We start from the raw sequence: 22645 nt of genomic DNA, 5'->3' as shown, positions 1-22645 counted from the left end.
TCAGCCTCCTGTCTTGGGCGATACGCTCGGCTCGGCGCGATCGGCCTGGGGACCGGGCGCGGGCGGAACGCCCTGCGTCGCGATTTCATGGAAAAGGTCCGGCTCGACCGAGCGATAGGTCGAAGGCGGCACGTCGATGCTCTGTCTGGCTAGTTCGTGGTAGCTGGCCTTGTCGAGTGCCTGTCCCCGGCTTCGCGCCGAATTGACGAACGCGTCGAAGGCATCCGCTGCGACGGCATGCAGCACGAATTGCATACCTGGAAAACCGTCGCCGCTGAAATGGGCCGACCGCCCATAGAATTCGCCGGGCTGATCCGCCTGCAGGTGAAGCTGCGTCGTCATGCCGTTCATCGTGTAGATCATGCCGCCGAGCTGAGGCACGAAGAACGCATTCATCACGCTTGCCGAGGTGAGCGAGAAATGCACCGGCCTGCCCGCCGGCACCACAAGCTGGTTGATGCTCGCGACATTCTGCTCGGGGTAGATGAACAGCCATTTCCAGTCGAGCGACACGACCTGCACCTCGAGCGGCTTTTGCTGGGAATCCAGCGGCTTGATTGGATCGAGGTCATGCGACCCGATCCAGATGATGCCGCTCAGAAACAGGATGACGAGGATGGGGATCGACCAGACCACCAGTTCGATGCGCCCGGAATAGGCCCATTCCGGCAGGTACTGCGCCCTTGTGTTGGTTTCCCGGAACCACCAGGCAAAACCGAGTGTCGCCAGGATCGTCGGGATGACGATGGCCAACATGATGGCGACCGAATTGAGCAGGATCGTCCGCTGCGCGGCGCCGACTGGTCCTTGCGGGTCGAGTACGCCGCCCTGGCAGCCGGCAAGCAGCGCGGCAAGCAGCATCGTCGCGCCGACGCGGCCAACACGGATGGCCGCACAATTTCGAACGATCGCCCTCAGCAACATGAGATCTCGCCGTGTCCTGAAAACCGATTGGAACGTTGCAGGCAGCGTGGCTGCCAACCCCGAATGTGCGCGCCGGTGTGTTCCTGGCGACAGTTTCTTCACGCACGGGGCCCCGGCTCGCAGAACCACATGCGGCGGATGTCATCGTTAAGCGGTCGACCTGTCGAGAACCCCTCCAAATCCTAAAAACCCGCGGCAAATCCCAAGCAACCAGAGCCAAATCCTAAGAAAACCAGAACCAAATCCCTAAGAAACCAGAAACAGTACCCAGATCGAAGTTATCGCCAGAAACGTGGCGAATGCCAAGGCGGCAAACCGGTTCATGGCCGCGCCCATAGTTGGTCCATTTAGTCCGCTCCCTGCGACGTGGCTGCTGATTCCAGTGATGCTGCTCTGGAGGGCTGCGCCAACCGAACGAATGTTCGTCGCGAAAGTTCCCAAAAACCCAGATCCACCGCAGCCTTTGGTTGCAGCGCAGGGCGGCAACGCGACGCGAACCAGGGGCGGCTGGGGGCTTTCTGTCAAATGGAAGCGAGAGTTCGGCTTTGCGTATGTAAAAACTACTTGTGTAGGTGAAAATAGTTGCTACTAATCGGCTGGGCCGGCGCATGGCCGGCTCTGGGAGGAATTTCGGCATGACAAGACTGCGCGGCCTCGCGTGGGATCACCGACGCTGCTGGGGTCCGCTCGAGGCCAGCATCGGGCCGTATTGCGCCGCCAGTCCCGGTCTTGAGATCGAATGGGACCGCCGCAGCCTCTATGAGTTCGGCGAGGGCGCGCTTGGTCCGGTGCTCGGCGCCTATGATCTTGTCGTGTTCGATCATCCGTTCATCGGCGATATTGCCGAAGGCGGGCTGATGGTGCCGTTCGATTTGTCGGCTGAGCAGCGCCGCGGCTTCGAACGGGATTCGGTCGGCGCATCCTGGGAATCCTACGCGAGGGACGGGCGCCAATGGGCGTTGCCGATCGATGCTGCCTGCCAGGTTGCCTCGTATCGCCCTGATCTACTGGAGCGCTACGGTTCGCTGCCGCGTAGCCATGACGAGGTGCTGGAGCTCGGCCGGCGCGCCTTGAAGGACGGCAGATGGCTTGGGCTGCCGTTGGTGCCGACTGACGCCATGTGCCTGCTTTTGACGCTCGGTGAGCCCCGCGAAGACGGCGACGAGTTCATTGCTGGGGAAAAAATCGAGCAGGCCGTCGGGCAGTTGCGCCAGCTTGCGGCGCTGTCGCACCCGAACTCGCCGAAATGGAACCCGATCCGCTGCTACGATCATATGATCGCGCATAACGACGTGGTCTACGTGCCGTTCGCCTTCGGCTATGTGAACTACGCCTCCAGGGCAGACAGGCCGTATCTGCGCTTCGCCGACGTGCCGACGCCGCGATCCGCCGGCGCCTTGCTCGGCGGTGCCGGCATCGGCGTCAGCGCTCAATCGAAACACAAGCAGGCAGCCATCGATTACGCGCTGTTTCTGTGCTCGCCCGGCTATCAGCGCGGCGACTACGTGAAATCCGGCGGACAGCCGGGATCGCTGGCGGCGTGGCAGGATGCCGAGGTCAACGCTCTCTCAGGCGGCTTCTTCGCCTCGACGCTGGCGACGATCGAAGCTTCCTATCTGCGCCCGACCCATCCGGGCTTCATCAGCTTCTTCCGCCAATGCGCCCCTCACGCCGCGGCGGCCATCACCGGCGAATTGCCGGCGGCGGAGCTCGCGGACCGGCTGAACCGGCTCTATCGCGAGACCAGGCATGGCCAGCCGCAACGGAGCGTCGCGTAATGGCCACCGATATTGCCAACATCGTCGACGAAGGCGAAAGCGGCCGCAACGGCTACCGCGTGCCCGCTGTGGAGAAGGCGCTCGACATACTGGAATTCATGGCTGCCAGCGGCGAGCCGCTGACCCAGACCGAGATCGCCACCGGAATTGGGCGCTCCATTCACGAGATCTATCGCATCCTGCTGCTGCTGGAGAAGCGCGGCTACATTTTCCGGACGCAATCGGACCGCTTCCGCTTGTCGCTGAAGCTGTTCGAACTGGCGCATATGCATCCCCCGGTGAACCGCCTGGTCGAATGCGCGCTGCCGGTGATGCGCGGCCTGGCCGCCAATGCCGACCAGAGCTGCCATCTCGTCGTGCGCGAAGGCGAGAGCGCACTGGTCGTGCTGCAGATCGATTCGCCTTTGCCGATGCGTTATTCGGTTGCCCTTGGCTCGCATTTCCCGATCCTCGAAACGAGTTCCGGCGCGGTGCTGCTGGCGCATTCGAGCCGCGCCGAGCGCGACCGCATCGTCGAGCGGATCGTCGCTGCAGGCGAAGGCCAAGGCAGCCGGGCGGAAATCGAAGCGCGGCTGAACGAAGTCGCAAGGCTCGGCTATGAAATGCGCGCCTCGCTGGCTGTCGAGGGCTGCATCAACATCTCGACGCCGGTGCGCGACCATACCGGCGCGGTCATTGCCGCGCTCACCGTCCCGTTCCTGCCGCAAAAGGCCGCGCGCTTCGATCGCAGCACCGTCTTTGAACGGACTAAGGCGGCGGCCGAGACGATATCGGCGGCGCTGGGCGCGGGCGAAGCTGCCGCCTCTTCACGTGCCGACCCGGAACGGCGGGACTATCCGTTCAGCAACTGACAAGAAATACAGGGAGAAGAAACATGAACTGGTCCAAATCGATGCTGTTTGCGTCGGCGGCCGTGCTGGCTCTGAGCGCCGCCGCGGCACAGGCCGAAAACATGCCGAAGCGCATCGGCTACGTCACCAACTACGCCACGCATGAGTGGTATCAGAACGTCATCAAGGGTATGCAGGCCCGCGCCAAGGAACTCGGTATCGAGCTCGAGGTGCAGGACGCCAATCTGGACGTCGCCAAGGAGGTCTCCGCCGCCGAAGATTTCATGGCCAAGGGCATCGACGTCCTGATCATCACGCCCGTCAACGAGGAAGGCGTCGTGCCGCTGCTGCGCCAGGCGAAATCCAACAACGTTCCGGTCGTGCTCGAAGGCAATCCAGTCAAGGGCATGACCACAATGGTCGCGATCTGCGACTACGACACCGGCTACACCGCCGGCGTCGAAGCCGGCAAATACGCCAAGGAAAAGCTCGAGGGCAAAGCCAAGGTGATGAATGTCGGCCTGCCGCTGCTGTCCGCCACCGTCCTGCGGTCGCAGGGTTTCATGGACGGCCTGAAGACCATCATCCCCGACGCGGTCATGGTCCACGACCTCGACGGCGGCGGCAATCCCGATCGCGCACTCGAAGTCTCGTCGTCGGCTCTTGCCAAGAACGCCGACATCAACATCATCTACGGCATCAACGATTCCTCCTCGCTCGGCGGCCTTCAGGCCTGGAAAGCGGCCGGCAAGTCGCAGGATAGCCTGTTGACTGTCGGCACCGGCGGCGAAGGCCTCGCCTTCATCAATGCGATGCAGAACGAGCCGTCCTACCGGATCGAGGCCGCGATGTTCCCGGAAAAGGAAGGCTACACCGCCATCGATGCAGCGGTTAAGCTCTTCAACGGCGAAGAGGTGCCGGAACACATCGTCAGCCCGACCGCGCCGATGAACGGTGACGACTGGAAGAAGTTCTACGACTACGATGGCACCACACGCAAAATCAAATGGGATGCCGTCAATGCACTCCAGCCACCGGAAAAATGCATGAAAACCTCTGCTGATCTGAAGAAGTAAGGATTCCGGGTAGCCCTTCTCGCACGGCGGGAAGGGCATCGGATCGGATGCCGACGGCAAAACAGGTCAATCGTCCTGTTTTGACCGGCAGGTTTCCGAACGGCGATGGCACCGATACGGGCCCGGAATGAAATGGATATGAGCGAGCTTACGCAATCCTCTGCGCCAAGGCGTTTCATCGGCGGCCAGCTGCTGGGCAGCAGCCAGCTGGTGCTCGGCGTGATCCTGGCCGTGCTCTGCATCGCCATGTCGATTGCGGCGCCGCAATTCTATTCCGAGGCCAACATCATCGCCATCCTGCGCCAATGCGCGCTGGTGCTGATCGTTGCCTCCGGCATGACGATGCTGATCGTCACCGCGGAAGTCGACCTGTCGGTCGGTGCATCGCTGGCTTTTGTCGGCTGTATCGGCATGGCCGTGCTCAATTCAACACACAGCCTGACGCTCGGCCTGCTGGCGGCACTCGCCTTTTCAGGCGCGGTCGGTCTGTTCAACGGGCTGGTCGTCACCATGCTCAAGGTGAACTCGCTGATCGCCACCATCGGCACCATGATGATGCTGCAGGGCGGCGTCTATCTGTTCACCCGCGAGGCGGTGCAGAACCACCACCGACTTGCCGGTTTCACCGAGCTCGGCGCCGGCTATATCGGCGCGATCCCGCTGCCCGTGGTCGTTGCCGCGGTGATTTTCGCGCTGGCCGCGGCAACGCTGCGCTTCACCACGCTCGGCCGTTATCTCTACGCTGTCGGCGCCAACGAGCGCGCGGTTCGTCTCTCCGGCGTGCGCTCGCAACGCTTAAAACTCTTCGCCTTCGTCGTCACCGGCCTCTGCGTCGGCATTGCCGGCATGATCCTGTCGTCGCTGATGAATGCCGGCCAGCCGACCGCCGGCCGCGGCTTCGAGCTGACGGTTATTGCCGCGGTCATCCTCGGCGGCACCAGCCTGCTTGGCGGCCGCGGCTCGCTGCTTGGCACGTTGCTTGGCGTGCTGGTGCTGAAGGTCATCGACAACGGCATCATCATTCTCGGCTGGAACCAGGATCTGCAGATGGTGGTGCCCGGCATCGTCATCATCCTGGCGAGCTATCTCGACATCGTGCGGAACAGAACCAATGTCGGTTGATTTCCTTCACCCCGCCGAAACCGTGGCTGTCGATAAAAGCGTGCCGGCGCTGGAGATGCGCGGCATCGGCAAGCGCTTTCCCGGCGTGGTGGCGCTGGATAACGTCGATCTGACCCTGGAACCCGGTAAGATCCATGCACTGATGGGCGAGAACGGCGCCGGCAAGTCGACGCTGATCAAGATCATGGCCGGGGTCTACGGCAAGGATGCCGGCACCATCCGCCTGCGCGGCCGCGAGGCCGACATCAAGTCGCCGCGCGACAGCCTGAAAGAGGGCATCAAGGTGGTGTTCCAGGAGATCGCGCTGATCGCCGAATTCAGCGTCGCCGAGAACATCTTCCTCGAAGGCTATCCGACCGGCAAAGGCGGCTCGATCGACTGGAAGAAGATCCGTGCCGATGCGGCCGCTCTGTTCAGGCGTATCGGCTTCAACGTCGACCCGGCGGCGCGCACGGGATCGCTGCCGGTCAGCCAGCAGCAGATGGTCGAGATCGCCCGCGCACTCGCCCATGAAGCACGCGTCGTGGTGATGGACGAGCCGACCTCCTCGCTGACGCCGAACGAGGTCTCGCTGCTGTTCACCGTCATTCGCCGGCTGGCCGCGCTCGGCATCGCCGTGCTCTATGTCAGCCACAAGCTCGACGAGGTCTTCGAGATCGCCGATACCGTGACCGTGCTGCGCGACGGCCGCCACGTCTCGACCAGGCCGATCGGCGAGCACACCAACGATACGCTGATCCAGGACATGATCGGTCGGCGCATCGAAAACCTGTTCCCGCGCAAGCGCGGTGCACCAGCCAGCAAGGTCGCCCTTTCCGTGCAAGGACTTAGCACGGCGAAGAAGCTGAAGGACGTGTCGTTCGAGGCGCATGCCGGCGAAATCCTCGGCTTCTTCGGCTTGATGGGAGCGGGCCGAACCGAGCTCGCCAAGGCGATTGTCGGCTTCGATCCGATCACCTCCGGCACGATTTCGGTCGATGGCAGCCCGCTGCTGCCGCACGACACGCACACCGGCGTCCGGCTCGGCATCGGCCTGCTCACCGAAGACCGCAAGAGCGAAGGGCTGATGGGCGAGCTGCCGGTTACCAGAATGCCAGCCTCGCCTCGCTCCGTGCCTTCGCCAGGATGGGCTTCGTCGATAAGGCAAGCGAACGCAAAGCGGTGCAGGACTATGTCGACCGTTTCCGCATCAGGACGCCGAGCTTGTTCCAGCAGGTCAAGAACCTGTCGGGCGGCAATCAGCAGAAAGTGCTGATCTCGCGCTGGCTGATGCGCGGTCTCAAGGTGATCGTCGTCGACGAACCGACCCGCGGCATCGACGTCGGCGCCAAGTCGGAGATTTTTGCGCTCATCGACCGGCTCGCCGGCGAAGGCCTGGCGGTCGTCATGATGACGTCCGAAATGCCCGAGCTGCTGGGGCTTGCCGACCGAATCGCGGTGATCTGCGAAGGCCGCCTCACCGCGATCATGTCCCGCGACGAGGCCACGCAGGAGAACATCCTCAATGCGGCGATCGGCTAAGACGATGACGCTTCGCAAAGGGACCAAGCGATGAGCCTGGCAAGCACCGACACCACGAAATCTGGGCCGTCCATGCTGGCGCGGCTCGTCGCACGGCAGGAAGTGGCATTGCTCCTCTGCCTCATCCTGGTGATCGCGTTCTTTTCCTTCACCGCCGAGAATTTCTTCTCCGTGCGCAACATCACCAATGTGCTCGGTCAGGCTTCGCTAGCGCTGACAGCCGGCATCGGCTGCGCCATCGTCTTCATCTCCGGCGAGGTCGACATCTCGATCGGGTCGCTGCTGGCGACGATCGCGCTGCCGCTGATCATCATCATGAACGACACCAACTCGCTTGTGCTCGGCATCAGCGGCGCGTTGCTGTTCGGGCTGATCATCGGCGTTGTGAATGGTTATCTGACGGCCTATGTCGGCATCAACTCGCTGATCGTGACCCTGGGCACGATGTTCATCATGCGCGGCGGTGTCTACCTCTACACCGGCCAGCGCGCCATCCCCGACGATGCAGCGCTCGACAGCTTCATCGCGCTGTCGGACGGTCGCCTGTTCAACGTCGTTCCCTATTCGGCTGTCATTGCCATCGTTCTGCTCGCCGTCTTCGCCTACGTGATGCAGCACCGGCCGTTCGGACGGCAGATCTATGCCGTCGGCGGCAATCCGGAAGTGGCACGGCTGGCAGGCTACGACGTGCGCCGTGTCAAGTTCATCTGCTTCATCATCAGCGCGCTGCTGGCAACGGTAGCCGGCACTATCCTGGCCGCCCGCGTCGGCTCGGCGCAGCATACGGCCGGGCTGAATTTCGAGTTCCAGGTCGTCGCCGCCACCGTGCTCGGCGGGGTGAGCCTTGCCGGCGGCATCGGCAGCCTGACCGGCATGGCGCTCGGCGTGCTGATCCTGCAGTTTCTGTCCAACGGGCTGCGTGGTCTCGGCCTGCCGACCGAATGGCAATTGGTCATTACCGGCATGATCATCATTGCCGCCGTCGCTTTCGACGAAGCGAAGCGCCGGCGCGCCATTGGAGTCTGACATGGATCGTCTCAAAGGGAAAACCGCAATCGTCACCGGCGCCGCCGACGGCATCGGCCATGCGATCAGCGAGGCAATGGCGCGTGAGGGCGCGCACGTCTTCCTCGGCGACATCGATGATGAGAAGGGCGAAAAATTCGCAGCCGAGCTGCGCGCCGCCGGCCACCGCGCCGACTACATCCATTGCGACGTGGCAGAGGAGGCCGACATCGCCGCCCTGATAGACGGCGCCGTCGGCAAGACCGGTCATCTCGACATTCTGGTCAACAATGCCGCCATCGCCATCGGCGGCATGCCGGTCCATGAGATGACCGACGAGCAGTGGCACCGGCTGATCGCGGTCAACCTGACCAGCGTGTTCCGCGGCTGCAAATATGCGCTGCCGCATATGATCGCGCAGAAATCCGGCTCGATCATCAACATGGCCTCGGCGCAAGGTCATATCGGGCTCGACGGCTGGACCGCCTATGCCGGCGCCAAAGGTGCGGTGATGGCGATGACGCGTCAGATGGCGGTCGAGTTCGGCCCGCTCAACATTCGCGTCAACTCGATCTCGCCCGGAACCATCAACACGCCGATGAACGACAAACTGGTCAAGGAGATCGGCGGCAATCTCGCCAAGGCCTGGGTGAAAATGCATCCGCTCGGTCGCATCGGCAAACCGTCCGAAGTGGCAGAAGCCGCCGTCTATCTCGCCTCCGACGCCGCCGGCTTCACCACCGGTACCGACCTGCGCGTCGACGGCGGCCTCACCGCCGCACCCCGCTACGTACCCGACCTGCTTTGACAACCAATGAGACAAAAATGAACAAGGCCCTCGAAGGCGTCCGCATCCTCGATTTCAGCCATCTGCTGCAGGGGCCGTTCGCCACGCAGCTGCTCGGCGACATGGGCGCCGACGTCATCAAGATCGAGCGTTCAGGCGCCGGCGACATGTTCCGCGGCATGACCTTCTTCGCCAAATGGGTCGGCGGCTCCGAAAGCCCGAATTTCCTCGCCTGGAACCGCAACAAGCGCTCTATCGCGCTCAACCTGAAAAGCCGCAAGGTGCATGCCATCATCATGGACATGGCCAAGAAGGCGGATGTGGTGGTGCAGAATTTCCGCCCCGGCGTGCTCGCCAGGCTCGGCTATGGCTACGAGGATTTCAAGGCGGTCAACGCCGGCATCATCTATTGCTCTGGCTCCGGCTATGGCGAGGAAGGCCCCTATGTCGAGCGTCCCGGCCAGGACATGCTGATCCAGGGGCTGTCCGGGCTGATCTCCAACACCGGCCGCGGCGATCAGGCTCCTGTTCCGGCCGGTGCCGGCCTCGCCGACCAGATCGGCGCCATGAACATGGTCTACGGCATATTGTCGGCGCTCTACTATCGCGAGAAGACCGGCAAGGGCCAAAAGATCGAGGTCAATCTGCTGGCCGGGATGCTGGCGCACCTCAATCAGGAATATGTCGCCGTGCTCAATCTCGGCGAGGATTTCGTGCGTCCGAATTCAGGCATCGGCCACCCCGGCATGCAGGCACCGTTCGGCATCTACGAAGCGAAGGACGGCGGCTATGTGTCCATCGCCATGAGCCCGTTCAAGACGCTGTATGAAGTGCTGGAGGCGCCGCAGCTTGCTGTCTATGACGATCTCAAGACGCTGTTCGACAAGCGCGACGAGGTGTTCGACAAGGTCAACGCCGAAACTAGGAAGTTTGCCACGCAGGACCTGCTGGCGCGGCTGCTGGCAGCCGACATCTGGTGTGCCGAGGTGAAGGACATAAGGCGCGCAGCCGAGGACCCGCAGGTCAAGCACTTGGGCATGATCACCAGCTACGACCATCCGCGCGGCGGTAAGGTCAGGGTGGTCGCACCGGCGGTCAAGATGAGCGAGACGCCGCCTACCATAGAGCGGCCGGCGCCGCTGGTCGGCCAGCATGGCCGCGAGATACTGGCCGAGTTCGGCCTCTCCAGCGGCGAGATTGCAGCACTTGAGGCCTCCGGCGACATGACCGTGGATGCTGTCTGACGATGAGCGTTTACCAGACACTCAGCTTGGAAATATCCGGGCGCGTCGCAGTCGTCACCTTCCGGCGCGCCGATCAGCTCAACGCCATGAACCGGCTGATGCAAAGCGAGATCACTGATGTTTTCGAGGTGCTGTCGCGGAATGACGGGGTCGGCGCGATCGTGGTGACCGGCGAGGGGCGCGGCTTCATGGCCGGCGCCGACATCAAGGAATACGCCGCCCAGACAGCTGCCGAGTTCGACGTCTTCCAGACTGCCGGCACGCGCATGTATGCGGCGATCGAGCAGAACCGCAAGCCGGTCATCGCCGCGGTCAATGGTTTTGCGCTCGGCGGCGGCATGGAGCTGGTGCTGTGTTGCGACATCGTCATCGCCAACCAGTTCGCGAAGCTCGGCCTGCCCGAGATCAAGCTAGGGCTGGTCCCCGGCGGCGGCGGCACGCAGCGCAGCGTCCAAAAGCTCGGCCGCAACCGCGCCAACCTTTTGCTGATGACCGGCGCCATCGTGCCGGCTTCCAAGCTCGTCGCCGCCGGGCTGGTCAACGAGGTCGTCGACGCCGAAAAGCTGATGCCGCGGGCGCTGGAACTCGCCGGCATGATAGCCGCCGAACCGGCTGCCGCGATCGAGGCATTGAAGGCGCTGACAGCGCACGCCGTGTCGGGCGACTTGGCGGAAGGCCTTGCCATGGAGCGCGACGTATTGGGCCGGCTTTATCGTAGCGAGACCGGCCAGCAGCGGGTGAAGGCGTTTGCCGAAAAAAGTGCCGCGCGGGCGAAGGCTGGGCAATGACATCCCTGGTCAAGCCGAACCGGCCGCGCTTCACCGATGTCGAGAGCCTGGCGGCGAGGGTCGGCGGCGGCGATGTCTTCGGCGTCGGCGGGCATCATTTTGCCCGGCTGCCGATCGCCCTGCTGCGCGCCATCGCCCGCTCGGGCGTCAAGGGCCTACGCTATGTCTGCTGGGCCGGCGGCCTGCCGCTCGAACTGCTCCTCGAAGCGGATGCCGTGGCGGAGATCGACATCTGCTTTTCCAGCCTCGACATTTTTGGCTTGCCGCCGCGCTTCCGCGCGGCCGCCGAGACCAATGCCGTGCCGGTCCGCGACTGGACGGCGCTGGCCATGATCCAGGCGCTGCGGGCGGCGCAGCAGAACCTGCCGTCGATGCCGTTTCAGCTTCCGGAGGGCTCGGACATGCTGGCGCGTGTGCCGGGCGCGATCGCGGTGCCCGATCCCATTGCCAGAACCGAGATCGGGTTCATCCCGGCCTTGCGGCTCGACACGTTCGTCGTCCATGGCCAGCGCGCCGACGAGAGCGGCAATATCCAGATCATCGGGCCGCGGGCGCTGGATTTCGCCATGGCCGGCGCGGCGCGCCAGGTGCTGGTCACGGTTGAGGAAATCGTCCCGGTCGGGGCGCTGCGGCATGACGGCCGGCAAAGCATTTTGACCCGCAATCAGGTGTCGGCCATAGCGCTGGCGCCGGGCGGCGCCTATCCCGCCTCCTGCCTGCCTTTCTATGTGACGGATTATCAAGCGTTGGCGGGGGCGTTCGCGGCCAAGGAAATACCTTTGTCGGACAGCCTGAGCATGCCTTCGGAAGGCGTGCCGGAGCGGGTTCAAGATGCTGCAAAAGTCCGGGCTGAGACAGTCCTCGCCATGCCCGGGCTCGTGCACGGCGAAAAGCAGGCGTCCATCGACGAGATCATCGCCGCCCGCATCGCCGCCGAACTCGACAATGAGAGCTTTGCCAGTGCCGGCGCGGTATCGCCGCTGGCCAATGTCGCCTATCGGCTGGCCAAAGCGACGCACGCGCCGGACATGATCATCGCCACCATGAGTTGCGGCCATCTCGACATCGCGCCGAGCCCGATGATCCTGTCGCTGATCGAAAGCCTCGATTGCGAAACGGCGGTGGCGCATGCCGGCGGCGACGACACCTATTCGACCTACTACCAGGCCGGCGCAGTGACGCATGAGATCGTCGGTGCCGCGCAGGTCGATCGACGCGGCCGCGTCAACACCATTGCGCTGCGCAAACGCGATGGCAGCGCCATCCGGCTGCCCGGGCAAGGCGGCATGGCCGATGTCGCCAACATGCACCGCGATTATCTGCTGTACGTCCCCCGCCATTCCGTGCAGTCGCTGGTCGATGCGGTCGAGATCGCCAGCTCGGCGCGCGGACTGTTGACGCAGGCCGAACGCGAGCCGATGGGCTATCGGACCGGGGCGGCGCTAGTGTTCACCGACCTTTGCGTGTTTCGGCTCGACCGGGAGAGCCGGCAACTGGCCGTCATCGAGACCATGCCGGGCGTGACGCGGCAGCAGATCCAAGATGCCACCGGATTTGCTGTGATATTCGATGCCGATTGCCGCGACGTTCCGCTGCCCGCGAACGAAACGCTCGATGTCCTGCGAAACCGGATCGACCCGCTCGGCCTGCGGCGACTGGAATTCGTCAGCGCCAAGGAGCGTGGCGCGCTGATCGCCGAGATCCTCGCCGCCGACCGGCTGATGGTCGAGCGCTGTATTGCCGCGCAGCAATCGCATATCGAAAAACGCTGAAGAGGGGCGGCGCATGGCAAAGCCGTTGCTCGAAATGTCGGCCGCGAAGGTCTTCTTCGACGGCATCTTCACCAGCCCGCGCGTCGCGCATCCTGAAGGCGTGGCCATCCATCGCGACGGCTCGATCTGGTGCGGCACCGAAACCGGCGACCTGCTGCGGCTGGCCGCCGATGGCAGCTCGGTCGAACGTATGGGTGGCACGGAAGGCTTTCTGCTTGGCATCGCCTTCGATAACGCAGGCAACTGCTTTGCTTGCGATCTCAGACATGCGGCGGTCTTTCGCTGGGATGCCGCGGTGGCCGAGATGCAACGCTTCGCTTCGGCCGGCATCCGCGTGCCGAATTATCCGATCGTCGACGAGGCGCGCGGCTGGCTCTATGTCTCCGATAGCCTCGGCGAAGACAACCGTTCCGGTATCTTCCGCTATGATCTGAAGACCGGCGAAGGCGGCCTGTGGTGCCGCGAGGCCATGGCCTTCGCCAACGGCATGGCGTTGGCGCCGGATGGCAATGGGCTTTACGTCGTGGAAAGCCACGCGGCCTGCGTCAGCTATGTGCCGATCCGTGCCGACGGCACGGCAGGACCTCGCCAGCTCGTCGTGGACGGCGTGAACAACGTCCCCGATGGCGTCGCCGTGGCGCCGGACGGTTCGCTGTTCATCTCGTGCTACGAGCCGAGCCGCATCTATCGCTGGCGACAAGATAGCGGGCTCGAGGTGCTGATCGAGGATCCGGCGGCAACCACGCTCGCCCATCCCACCAACATCGCCTTCAAGGGCGATAAGCTCTACACCGCAAATCTCGGCCGCTGGCACATTACCGAGATCGACCTGACGGCGATTTCCTAGATCAGGCGGGCGGCGCTCACCAGGGCTATTGCAGGCGACCGTGACTGGTGCGGATGCGCAGCACCTGCACCCGCGACGGCAGCTCGATCAGGAACTCTTCGTCCCGCTCCAGATGATGGATTTTTGTCGGATCGCCACCGGTGAATGCCGCCATCGCCTCGACATTTTCCCAATAGGAGATCGTCACGAATTCCGAATGGGTGGGCGTGTCCTCGCGAAAGGTCTGCACGCCCAGGGCCTTCTCGATCAGCGGCTTGATGCCGGCTTCGTAATTGTAACTCTCGTAGGCATCCGCCTTTTCAGGCACGGTTCTGCCGCGCCAGATACGGGCGATGGTCGGAGTTTTCTCCGTAATTTTCTCTGTCATGGCCAACGAATCCCTGCTGGTCTGATTGGTCCGCCGGCGTTCGAATGCCAGCCAAGGAACGGATCTCCCCGGCTGACAGCCTGGTATCCCGTTGCCAGCGGCGGTTTTCATCTTCCCGGCCGACGTAGGTGGCGCTGCCCGGATTGGCCTCCTTGCCGACCGGTGGGAGACTTACTCCTGATCCTCGGCGCCGCCTCCGTGAAAGAAGGACCGGATTTCCTGCATGTCGACGCTGCCGTCACCGTCCTCATCGACGGCGTTGAATATCCGCCCGACGAAATCCTGGACTTCGGTCTGGGAAAGCGCGCCATCGCCGTCCGCATCGACTATGGCGAACATCATTCGCATCCTCGCGCCATGCATCCCGCGTCCCATGCCACCGCGGCCTCCCGTCTCCCAATCTCGGTCAGGCGGGCCCATCCTGTAGTCATGATGCCAGCGGTCGCGACCGCGCCGTTCCGCCCGGGGCGCGCGATCCTCTTGCATTCTCTCCTCCAGCATCTCGGTCATCATCTGGCGCATCATATCGCGCATGGCATCCTGGCTCTGCCCGCTCATTCCGGGCGCCGGAGCTGCGGGCGCGGGCGGGCTCGTCTGGCCGAATGCCGGCGCGGCCAACATAGCCAGAGCCGCGGCAACTACAGTGGTTTTGCTTGCGAGCGTCATCGTAATCTCCATCGGTATGAATTGGTGGCTGCTGCATCCAAGCCAAACCGGCTGCTCGCCTCATGGTTCCTGGTAAGTCTGCTCGGCGGCGCAAAAGTCCGCCCGGTCGCGGCAACGAAAGCCGCTTGCCCACGTTGCCGTTGATGCGAAGCTCCACCAGGAGGAAAAAATGGCCGACGATAAGAGCAAGCGGGATTTCCGCGACCGCGATCGCGTTTCGGCGGAAGACGACCGTGAAGTCGAGTATTTTGCCCAGCAGAACGGCATCACCGCCGACCAGGTCCGTCAGCTGATCAAGAGCTTCGGCAATGATCGCGGCCGCCTGGTCGAAGCCGCGAAGGCGTTGCGGGGGATTTCACCTGCCGGAGCCGACGAGGTGACCAGGGAAGCCCGCCAGCAGGCGACACCCATGCATCTCGGCAAACCCGACGAGTGATGCCAGGCAGCTGCTCTGCCGCTGCCGCAGGCGTCAGAATTTGCGGCTCAGATAATCCGAGCCGCGCAGGCCGAACCGCCACTCGGCATCGATAGCCTTGGAAATGCCGATCCGGCGGCCTGTAAGAATGGCGCTGGCATCGCCCGGCTGCCTGAATTCGAATGGCGGCACGTCCAGTGGCAGCCCGTCATGGAATTTGTCGATTGCCAGCGCCTGGCAAAGACGACCGGGTCCCGAGCAAAGCAGCCGGGGGTCGTCAACGCCGCGATTGGCCCGCATAACCTCCAGCCCGGATTGCGGTTCGATTGCGCGGATGAGCACGGCACTGCCGGGCAGGCACACGGCATTGAGGCACCAGTGCAGGCCATAGGAGCGATAGACATACGCGCTGCCTGGGGTGCCGAACATTGCGCCATTGCGCACCGTCCTGCCACCGAAAGCATGCGAAGCCGGGTCATCGGGGCGATAGGCCTCGGTCTCGACGATGATGCCGCCAACGCCGTGCAAAAGCAGCGTCGTGCCAATCATGTCGCGCGCCACGGTGGTGGCGTCTCGGGCAAAGAATTGGTGGTTCGTGGTCAACGTGCACCGGACTGATCGCGCCTCAACCTGGCGCGTCAGCAAGTTCCCGGACCGGAAGCAAAATGTCCAGCCACTGCTCTCGGATCTGCGATATTCAGCGCAGCATGGCTGCGCCGATGAAAACCGCAGCGGCCAGCACGACGATGGCGGCAATCACCAGCACCGGCCCATATCTGCTCGGTTGGACGTTGGGCTCATCCTTCAGCGGACGCATCGCATTGGCATAGCTCGCCTGGTTGGTGAACTCCGGCTTTTCATGAGGCGCAGACCGATCCTTTGCCGGAACGCTGCCGGCCGATTCCGCGTCCGTTTCCATGGGAGCCGCGGCTGGGTCGATCCCCGGTGTCTTATCCCCTCCGCGCCCGGCGTCGATATCGCCCCGCGCTTGAGCCGGGCTTCGCCCAACAGGTGCTGCGTCGGTCATCGTCGAGGTCCTTTCAGAGCATCGGCCTCAAGCATTCTAACCAGCGTCTCATTTCAAAGTTCCCACGTTTCAAAGTTCCCCTTCTTAAAGTTCCCCCTTCTTAAAGTTCCACCAAGCGGAAGCCGCCTAGGCCTGTTTACAGGAACAACCGGCGATCGAGCGGGTTGAGCAAGCATTGGGGGGAGCAAGATGGACTTGGTGCGCCACGCGCCTACATGCGCGGCAGTTCGACAACGGGCCCCCGCGAGCGCGCATGATCTACTTCACCGCCGACACGCATTTCAGCGACCCGCGCATTTTGCGCATCGATCGCCGCCCGTTCGGCTCGCTGGCGGAGCATGATCGGGCGCTCATTGCGTTCTGGAACGAGACTGTCGGCCCGGACGACGAGGTCTGGCACCTCGGCGATTTTGCCAAGGGCTCGGCGTCCTTCGTGTCGTCGCTGCTGTCGTCTCTTCATGGCAGCAAGCACTTGATCATCGGCAACAACGATGCTGCGGCCACCATTGACGCGACGGGTTGGGCGAGCACGCAACACTACAAGGAGCTGACGCTGGACGGCAGCCTGCTGATCCTTTGCCACTATCCTTTTCGCACCTGGAACCAGATCGGCAGGAGGTCGATCGACCTGCATGGCCATTCGCACGGCCGGCTCACTCCGGTCACACGCCAGTATGACGTCGGTGTCGACAGCTGGGATTTTCGTCCGGTCACGCTTCCCACCATCCTCGCCAGCCGCGGCCGCCGGCCGGCGCGGGCAAAACCCGGCTGAAGGCGGCTGGCCGCAACCGGAACCTCTGCGCAGCTGAGGCGTTCGAAAAATTGCAAGGCGTAAAGGCAACGGCAATGGCTCAAAAGATCACGACAGGCGCGAACGACCGGCCGCGCAATGAAACCATCGGCCAATCCGGCGAAGGCCTGCCGGACGATAGCAGCAGGCCGCTCGAGGTCGACGAAGGCTGGGTCGCCCGGTTGAGAAACAAGCTGCAGGGCAAGCCCCGGCAAGCCGCTCAAACCAACATGGACGAGGTTCCGGCAGGCGTCCCCGGCGCTGGCGAGAACATTTGCCGCCGCTGTGCAGGGTCAGGCATGATCGACGGCCGGACCTGCCCCGAATGCGGCGGAACCGGCAAGGTGACGACGCCGATAGGCTGAGGCCAGAGCAATTCCAGGAAAAGTGTGAAACGGTTTCCGTCCGGAATTGCGTCAAAAAAAGATAGACCGGCTCTGCGTTTCCGTGAAACGCAGAGCCGTCCAGCACGGTCAGATCGCCGGCACCCACTTCCAGAACACGCCCTCCTTGCGTTCGGGGTAGTGCTTGAAGTCGCATTCGAAGCGCCAACCGTAATTCTTGGCGGCCGCAAGCGCCTCCTTGCTGACCGGGTTCATGCCCGTTCCTGGCGCAAACCAGTCCTCCAGCAGGTCGTCAGGTATGTAGGCGCCGATCCTCAACGGCAGCTTTTCGAGAACGACATCCATTTCGGGCGGTGCGGGCACGGGGCGCTCCCTTCGGGGTCACGAAGAAGTCGTTCAACGCCAAGCGGGTTCATTCTTTTGTTCATAGTCCTGGAACGCTTTCTGGAGACCGCCGATCACCTCGGCGGACGTCTCGAACATCGCCTTCAGCTGCGGCTCATCGACCTTCTCGATGTCCTCGCGAAGGTGCTGTTTCACCTCCTCCAATTTCTTCTGCATCTTCTGCGTGTGGTGGCGCGGATCGCCGTCGGCAGCGCTTGTCATGATCAATCTCCAATTTGTGATCTCGGAGAACTCGGCCCGGCCTCTGAGGATCGCCAGGCGGGTTTGCAGCGTAAACGGCTTGTCGATAGCTGTGGTTCCCGACTGTGCAGCGGTCTTCGTAGGCCTCAGCGCGCCGTTCTCGTTCTCAGCCGTCCGGTAGAGGCGGCCACAAGGCAGGTCGGAGAGGTCGCTTCCAATGAATTCGAGACGCGAGCAGTCGAAACGAGCCTAAATAAAGCTGAGAACTGATGGCGCCTCTGGCCAAGGACGGTAATCCACCACCTATAGCCTACGCCGCGTCCGCGATCCATTCGAGCGAGGCGCCATGCGGGTCAGTCCAGGCTACAGGGGAACCGTTCGCAGATAGGAGGAAGCGGCCGGGCGGCCAGCTTGTTCCGGCGCGTGTGGCGATGGACGGGAAGACGCGAGGGAACTCGTTCGATACCCAATAAGGCGAGAGACGCATCGCCTGCTCGGCGAAAGCTTCTCTGTCACCAGGGTCGGAGACATAGTCGAGGACGGCTGTGTGAAAGATGACGAGTGTAGCGTCGTTTGGCGCTTCGTTGCAGAGTTGCACGAGGTCGCTCCCGCGCAGGTCGCCCTTCACCACCCGAGGCTTGACTGTGGCAGCGATCTTCAGGGCCGCCCGCAGATTGGCGAGCCGTGCTGTCTGTTCCGGCCAGACCAGTGTCTCAAGCCATGCGACTTGCGAGTCATCCGAAGCATCTATCGGGCTCAGGTCCAATCCCGCCCGCCAGACGACTTGCGGCAAGGCCGTCGGCAATGGCGTTGTTTCGCTGGCGAAGCATCGGAAGACAGGCGGCTCCAAGGCCATCGCGGGTGCGCGGATCACCGTGCGTCCATAGTCATAGCCGTAGAGGTCGGGCATGAGGCATAGCCCTGCGGAGGTCCCGACCTCGATGAGCGCCAGCGGCTGCGGCAACCGAGCCAGGACGGGGAGCAGGGTGGCGCACCTTCCCGGCTCGTTGGTTTGCGTTGAGCGCTCGAGCATGAGCGAGCGGATAGCGTCGGGATTAGCCTGAAGCGCCTGGCGAAACTCGGTCCACCCTGTCGGCGTGCCGAACAGGTGACGCACCGCTGCAAGTAGAAGGTTCGGTTGCCGCTTTAGGTCCGGAAGGATCGACAGGAAACCGAGCGCCTCCCGATCCCCAGCGACTGCCCGAGCCAACTCCTCGTAGAGCGGCGAGCGACCGCGAGCTTCCGTATCGGCGAAGCGAATATATCGGGCTGAGATCTCGGCCAAGCCCTCCTCGTCCATATCCGCTGATCCTCGGTCCCGACGTCTCACCACAGTACATGATCCACGGATTTTATTGGAGCCAGGCCCGGCGTTTTTGCACAAGCTTGACCCTCCGCGGACTTCCCGCGGTCGCCTACCTAACCGTTGCGCTAGGAGGCTGTGCGCAATCCAAAATTTGGGGAACAGTCCCTAATTGGTGTCTCACCCTTATGGGTACGGTCCACCATGTCTCCGGTATAAACCGCAACCCATGTGTCCAGAATGGACCCTCTGAGAATTGGCGCACCCGACAGGATTCGAACCTGTGACCTCTGCCTTCGGAGGGCAGCGCTCTATCCAGCTGAGCTACGGGTGCTTTCAGGATCGGCGATCCGGAAAACGAACCAGCCGGTAAACCGGCCAGCCACGGCTTCTTAGCGGAAGCAGGCGCCGGCTTCAACGGGCAATCGCGGACGGACTCTCGTTGCCGTAGCGGCCCCTGGGATAGATATCTGTCCCGTCCGGCGGCCGCGGCTGCTCATGCGGTCACGGTAAGCACCGCCTTGCCGCTGATGCTGCGCTGCCGCAGCGCGTCGAGGGCCTGGCCGACGTCCCGCCACGGCACGGTCAGGACCACGCGCGTTTCGAGCCGGCCGGCTGCGATCAGCGCGAGCAGCGAGGCGATGTCCGCGCCACGGTCCGGACCGGACGTGTAGTAGGCGAAGGTCTGAAGCCGCGCGCCCTCATGACCTGGAACGAACTGGCGGAAGCCGATGGGCGTGAGTTCGCCGCTGCTCGAGCCGAACATGACGACGGTCCCACCAGGCGCCACCCTTTCGATCGCGTGTGCGAGGCTATCGCCGCCGACCGACTCGGTGATCAGCGAGAACAGTCCTTCGGCCAGCTCGATCGTTTCGACGACCCGCTCGGCGCCCAGGTTGCGGAGATCCGCGGCATGCCGGGAGGCGGCGACCGCCGTCACCGACGCGCCCTGCCGGCGGGCGAGCTGGACCTGGAAACGGCCGACCGCGCCGCTTGCGCCGGTAATCAGGACCCGCTGGCCGACCAGCTCGCCGCCAAGGCGCAGGGTCCGCAGCGCGGTCGTGCCTGCGACGGGGACAGTGGCGGCGGCAACGAAGCTGACGTCGTCCGGCAGGACGGCGAGGTGATCGGTTGGAACGGCAACATTTTCGGCCCACCCGGCCTCGTCGACCAGAGCCGCAACGCGGGCGCCGACGGCCGGCCCGGAGCCATCGGCCGCGGCGCGCTCGACAATTCCGGCGACGTCCTGGCCAGGCACCCAGCCGTTCCGGCGGATGTTGAGCAGGCGCAGTTCGCCGCGGTTCAGCGAGACAGCCCTGACCGAGACCAGCGCCTCGTGCGGGGCGGGCTCGGGCTCGCCAAGCTCGGCGAGCCTCAACCCTGTGGCGCTGTCGAGAGAGGTGATTAAAGCGAGCATGGCGTCATGGCTCCTCGGACGTGCCCGGCTTGGCGGGACAGGCGCGGGACGGAGGGTCTCGGAGCCCAGCCGCACGTCGAGGCAACGGGCCGCCAAGCCGTCGCCGTCTCCGATGGCCGCTGACGATGCGATCCACCGCCCGGTCTTTCAGTACCACCGCCGCGCGTCTGAACAATCTTTCTCATCGCTTTTGCAGGCTCCTGACTCATTCCGGGTCGGAGCTTATCGACTTTGCCGATGGAATAATTTAGCTATCATGTCACATGATCGCTAAAACCAGTCAAAATGAGACAGCCGCTTCGCTACCCCTGGCCGAATTTCGATCCCGATGACGTCCTTGCACCGGCAATTGCCGTGCGCGTCGACGTTCCCGAGACCAAGGCGGAGGTGCCGGACCATCGCCACCGCAAGGCGCAACTCGTCTTCGCGCTGGGCGGTGGCGTCACATGTCGCGTTCCCAGCGGCCTGTGGATGGTGCCGCCTCATTGCGGGGTGTGGATTCCGGGTGGCATGCAGCACAGCAACGTCGCGACCGCCAATGCCCGGATTTTTTTCGTCTATATCGAACCGGGAGCTGCCGATCTGCCGGACCGGTGCTGCACGCTTTCGATCTCGCCGTTGCTGCGCGAGCTCATCATCGAGCTGGCGGATCGCGGTGAGGACGATGATAGGAGGGGCGAGCTCCTGACCAGGGTACTGCTCACCGAACTGCCGCGCATGCCTGTCCAGCAGCTACATTTGCCGATCTCGTCCGAGCCGCGCTTGAGGCGCATCGCCGCGGCGCTGGCGGAAGATGCTGCCGACCGCAGCACCCTGGCGGAATGGGCCAATCGCGTCGCGCTCAGCGAGAGCAGTCTCGCACGTCTCGTGGTCAAGGAGACAGGGCTGACCTTCGGACGCTGGCGCCAGCAATTGCACTTGATCGTCGCGATGCGCGAGCTGGCCTCCGGCGCCAGCGTGCAGCAGGTTTCGGCCGATCTCGGTTACGAATCGGTCACCGCCTTCATCACCATGTTCAAGAAAGCGCTTGGCAAGCCACCGGCAAAGTATCTCAGCAGTGTCGCGCAAAACGGCGGTTCTGCGTTTGTCGCCTGATGAGCCCCCGATCCGCCGCCCACCCGGACGTCAACCCTCACTGCTGCTCGGCATACAGCAGCCGCGTCGTCGCATTCGCCGTCGCCGTCGACAGGCTGCGCTGGATCAGCGCCTCGACGTGGTCGTTGCGCTGGCGCGCGCTGTCGGCGCCCATCACCACGATGATCAGCCTGTGCCCGTCCGCATTATAGGAGGTAACGATGTTGAAACCCGAAGCTCTGATGTAGCCGGTCTTGATGCCGTCGACGCCGCGCACCCGGCCGAGCATGTCGTTGTGGCCGCGCACCAGCCTGCCGCGGAACATGAAGTCGCTGTCGGAGAAATAGTGGAAATGCTGCGGGAAGCGGGTGTGCAGCGCCATACCGAGCACCGCCATGTCACGCGCCGTGGTGTGCTGGTCGCCATCCGGCAGGCCCGAGGCGTTGCGGAAGACGGTGCTGCTCATGCCGATCTGGCGCGCCTTGGCGGTCATCATGCCGGCGAACGCCTCTTCGCTGCCGCCGAGATATTCGGCAACGGCGACCGCCACATCATTGGCCGATTTGACGACGATGGCGCGGATCGCCGAATCGACGTCGATCGTCTCGCCGGGCCTGAACCGCAGCTTGGTCGGCGGCTGCCGCGCGGCGTAGTCCGACACCGGAATTTGCGTCTCCTTGCTGATCCGCCCCGACTCCAGCGCCTCGAAAAGAAGGTAGAGCGTCATCATCTTGGTCAGTGACGCCGGATAGCGTGGCGCCGTGGAATTGACCTCGAACAGCGTCTTGCCTGTGCCGGCGTCGATGACCATCGCGGCATATTTCTGCGGCGGCGCCGGCACGGCCAGCACGCTGTCGGGCGGCGTCACCGTCGTGCAGCCAGCGGCAAACAGCAGCAGCGCCAGCACCGCGGCGTAATTGTGAATGAGCGAAAAGAAGCGCAAGGCGGACAAGTCGGTTCCGA

25 protein-coding genes, 1 tRNA gene and 2 pseudogenes are annotated in these 22645 nt (G+C 63.6%); 17 read left to right on the top strand and 11 right to left on the bottom strand.

Features of this window, described 5'->3' with window-relative positions; translation table 11 throughout:
• Nucleotides 1-924 (bottom strand): ubiquinol oxidase subunit II, encoded by a 924-nt coding sequence (cyoA, locus tag NKI79_RS08355; protein WP_352800950.1) that lies wholly within the window; start codon nucleotides 922-924, stop codon nucleotides 1-3.
• Nucleotides 925-1559: 635 nt separating this feature from the next.
• Between cyoA and NKI79_RS08350 the strand changes: the two genes are divergently transcribed.
• The 13 genes and pseudogenes from NKI79_RS08350 (at nucleotide 1560) to NKI79_RS08290 (ending at nucleotide 13694) form a co-directional block, all read left to right on the top strand.
• Entirely contained in the window at nucleotides 1560-2702 is a 1143-nt protein-coding gene (locus NKI79_RS08350) for an extracellular solute-binding protein (RefSeq protein WP_352800948.1), read from the top strand.
• A complete protein-coding gene (locus NKI79_RS08345; RefSeq protein ID WP_352800946.1) occupies nucleotides 2702-3553 on the top strand; it encodes an IclR family transcriptional regulator in 852 nt (283 codons plus the stop codon). Before NKI79_RS08350 ends, NKI79_RS08345 begins: the two co-directional genes overlap by 1 nt.
• A gap of 23 nt (nucleotides 3554-3576) precedes the next feature.
• Nucleotides 3577-4608, top strand: coding sequence for a sugar ABC transporter substrate-binding protein (locus NKI79_RS08340; protein WP_352800944.1), 1032 nt, complete (start codon nucleotides 3577-3579; stop codon nucleotides 4606-4608).
• 138 nt (nucleotides 4609-4746) lie between these two features.
• Entirely contained in the window at nucleotides 4747-5730 is a 984-nt protein-coding gene (locus NKI79_RS08335; RefSeq protein WP_352800942.1) for an ABC transporter permease, read from the top strand.
• Nucleotides 5720-6721 (top strand): annotated as a pseudogene (locus NKI79_RS08330) (sugar ABC transporter ATP-binding protein); the annotation flags it as partial. The gene NKI79_RS08335 and the pseudogene NKI79_RS08330, both read left to right, overlap by 11 nt.
• A 134-nt stretch (nucleotides 6722-6855) precedes the next feature.
• Nucleotides 6856-6978, top strand: a pseudogene (locus tag NKI79_RS08325) (hypothetical protein); the annotation flags it as partial.
• Nucleotides 6979-7251, top strand: coding sequence for a hypothetical protein (locus NKI79_RS08320; RefSeq protein ID WP_352801102.1), 273 nt, complete (start codon nucleotides 6979-6981; stop codon nucleotides 7249-7251).
• Between the two features lie 30 nt (nucleotides 7252-7281).
• Nucleotides 7282-8277 (top strand): ABC transporter permease, encoded by a 996-nt coding sequence (locus NKI79_RS08315; protein ID WP_352800940.1) that lies wholly within the window; start codon nucleotides 7282-7284, stop codon nucleotides 8275-8277.
• Nucleotide 8278: 1 nt separating this feature from the next.
• Nucleotides 8279-9064 (top strand): SDR family NAD(P)-dependent oxidoreductase, encoded by a 786-nt coding sequence (locus NKI79_RS08310; RefSeq protein WP_352800938.1) that lies wholly within the window; start codon nucleotides 8279-8281, stop codon nucleotides 9062-9064.
• Nucleotides 9065-9081: 17 nt separating this feature from the next.
• Nucleotides 9082-10287, top strand: a complete 1206-nt coding sequence (locus NKI79_RS08305) for a CaiB/BaiF CoA transferase family protein (RefSeq protein ID WP_352800936.1) — start codon at nucleotides 9082-9084, stop codon at nucleotides 10285-10287.
• 2 nt (nucleotides 10288-10289) lie between these two features.
• On the top strand, nucleotides 10290-11075 hold the full coding sequence (locus tag NKI79_RS08300) for an enoyl-CoA hydratase/isomerase family protein (RefSeq protein WP_352800934.1): 786 nt from the start codon (nucleotides 10290-10292) through the stop codon (nucleotides 11073-11075).
• Nucleotides 11072-12847 (top strand): CoA-transferase, encoded by a 1776-nt coding sequence (locus tag NKI79_RS08295; protein ID WP_352800932.1) that lies wholly within the window; start codon nucleotides 11072-11074, stop codon nucleotides 12845-12847. The genes NKI79_RS08300 and NKI79_RS08295 overlap by 4 nt, the downstream gene beginning before the upstream one ends.
• 13 nt (nucleotides 12848-12860) lie before the next feature.
• The gene (locus NKI79_RS08290; protein ID WP_352800930.1) at nucleotides 12861-13694 is read left to right on the top strand and encodes an SMP-30/gluconolactonase/LRE family protein; all 834 of its coding nucleotides are present in this window, start codon (nucleotides 12861-12863) and stop codon (nucleotides 13692-13694) included.
• A gap of 25 nt (nucleotides 13695-13719) precedes the next feature.
• On the opposite strand, the gene NKI79_RS08285 is transcribed toward NKI79_RS08290, so the two are convergent.
• On the bottom strand, nucleotides 13720-14061 hold the full coding sequence (locus NKI79_RS08285) for an antibiotic biosynthesis monooxygenase family protein (RefSeq protein WP_352800928.1): 342 nt from the start codon (nucleotides 14059-14061) through the stop codon (nucleotides 13720-13722).
• A 171-nt stretch (nucleotides 14062-14232) separates the two neighbouring features.
• The gene (locus NKI79_RS08280) at nucleotides 14233-14682 is read right to left on the bottom strand and encodes an EF-hand domain-containing protein (RefSeq protein ID WP_352800926.1); all 450 of its coding nucleotides are present in this window, start codon (nucleotides 14680-14682) and stop codon (nucleotides 14233-14235) included.
• A gap of 214 nt (nucleotides 14683-14896) precedes the next feature.
• Between NKI79_RS08280 and NKI79_RS08275 the strand changes: the two genes are divergently transcribed.
• Complete coding sequence (locus NKI79_RS08275) at nucleotides 14897-15163, top strand: DUF3606 domain-containing protein (RefSeq protein ID WP_352476970.1); 267 nt, start codon at nucleotides 14897-14899, stop codon at nucleotides 15161-15163.
• A gap of 33 nt (nucleotides 15164-15196) precedes the next feature.
• On the opposite strand, the gene NKI79_RS08270 is transcribed toward NKI79_RS08275, so the two are convergent.
• Nucleotides 15197-15745, bottom strand: coding sequence for a DNA-3-methyladenine glycosylase (locus NKI79_RS08270; RefSeq protein WP_352800923.1), 549 nt, complete (start codon nucleotides 15743-15745; stop codon nucleotides 15197-15199).
• Between the two features lie 94 nt (nucleotides 15746-15839).
• On the bottom strand, nucleotides 15840-16169 hold the full coding sequence (locus tag NKI79_RS08265) for a hypothetical protein (RefSeq protein ID WP_352800921.1): 330 nt from the start codon (nucleotides 16167-16169) through the stop codon (nucleotides 15840-15842).
• Nucleotides 16170-16422: 253 nt separating this feature from the next.
• On the opposite strand from NKI79_RS08265, the gene NKI79_RS08260 reads away from it, so the two are divergent.
• Both NKI79_RS08260 and NKI79_RS08255 read left to right on the top strand, forming a co-directional pair.
• Nucleotides 16423-16941 carry a metallophosphoesterase gene (locus NKI79_RS08260; protein WP_352800919.1) on the top strand — a complete coding sequence of 173 codons (519 nt, stop codon included), beginning with the start codon at nucleotides 16423-16425 and terminating at the stop codon, nucleotides 16939-16941.
• Between the two features lie 74 nt (nucleotides 16942-17015).
• Entirely contained in the window at nucleotides 17016-17324 is a 309-nt protein-coding gene (locus tag NKI79_RS08255) for a hypothetical protein (RefSeq protein ID WP_352477109.1), read from the top strand.
• A gap of 108 nt (nucleotides 17325-17432) precedes the next feature.
• On the opposite strand, the gene NKI79_RS08250 is transcribed toward NKI79_RS08255, so the two are convergent.
• The 5 genes from NKI79_RS08250 to NKI79_RS08230 all read right to left on the bottom strand — a co-directional run bounded on the left by NKI79_RS08250 (nucleotide 17433) and on the right by NKI79_RS08230 (nucleotide 20608).
• Nucleotides 17433-17666: a hypothetical protein gene (locus NKI79_RS08250; protein WP_352800917.1), complete on the bottom strand. Its 234-nt coding sequence runs from the start codon at nucleotides 17664-17666 to the stop codon at nucleotides 17433-17435.
• Nucleotides 17667-17699: 33 nt separating this feature from the next.
• The gene (locus NKI79_RS08245; RefSeq protein WP_352800915.1) at nucleotides 17700-17909 is read right to left on the bottom strand and encodes a hypothetical protein; all 210 of its coding nucleotides are present in this window, start codon (nucleotides 17907-17909) and stop codon (nucleotides 17700-17702) included.
• 289 nt (nucleotides 17910-18198) lie between these two features.
• On the bottom strand, nucleotides 18199-19188 hold the full coding sequence (locus tag NKI79_RS08240; RefSeq protein ID WP_352800913.1) for a DUF2332 domain-containing protein: 990 nt from the start codon (nucleotides 19186-19188) through the stop codon (nucleotides 18199-18201).
• A 260-nt stretch (nucleotides 19189-19448) separates the two neighbouring features.
• Nucleotides 19449-19525, bottom strand: a tRNA-Arg gene (locus NKI79_RS08235).
• Between the two features lie 162 nt (nucleotides 19526-19687).
• The gene (locus NKI79_RS08230; RefSeq protein ID WP_352800911.1) at nucleotides 19688-20608 is read right to left on the bottom strand and encodes a zinc-binding dehydrogenase; all 921 of its coding nucleotides are present in this window, start codon (nucleotides 20606-20608) and stop codon (nucleotides 19688-19690) included.
• A 285-nt stretch (nucleotides 20609-20893) separates the two neighbouring features.
• Between NKI79_RS08230 and NKI79_RS08225 the strand changes: the two genes are divergently transcribed.
• Nucleotides 20894-21703 carry an AraC family transcriptional regulator gene (locus NKI79_RS08225; protein ID WP_352800909.1) on the top strand — a complete coding sequence of 270 codons (810 nt, stop codon included), beginning with the start codon at nucleotides 20894-20896 and terminating at the stop codon, nucleotides 21701-21703.
• A gap of 37 nt (nucleotides 21704-21740) precedes the next feature.
• Here the strand turns inward: NKI79_RS08225 and NKI79_RS08220 are convergent, their stop codons facing one another.
• Nucleotides 21741-22634 carry a D-alanyl-D-alanine carboxypeptidase family protein gene (locus NKI79_RS08220; protein WP_502909795.1) on the bottom strand — a complete coding sequence of 298 codons (894 nt, stop codon included), beginning with the start codon at nucleotides 22632-22634 and terminating at the stop codon, nucleotides 21741-21743.
• Nucleotides 22635-22645: the final 11 nt, after the last annotated feature.

Origin of the sequence: Mesorhizobium sp. M0340, assembly GCF_040321535.1 — a bacterium.
Classification (GTDB): Bacteria; Pseudomonadota; Alphaproteobacteria; order Rhizobiales; family Rhizobiaceae; genus Mesorhizobium.
Note: the sequence above shows the minus strand (reverse complement) of the source record. Positions and strands in the feature narration are given on the sequence as shown.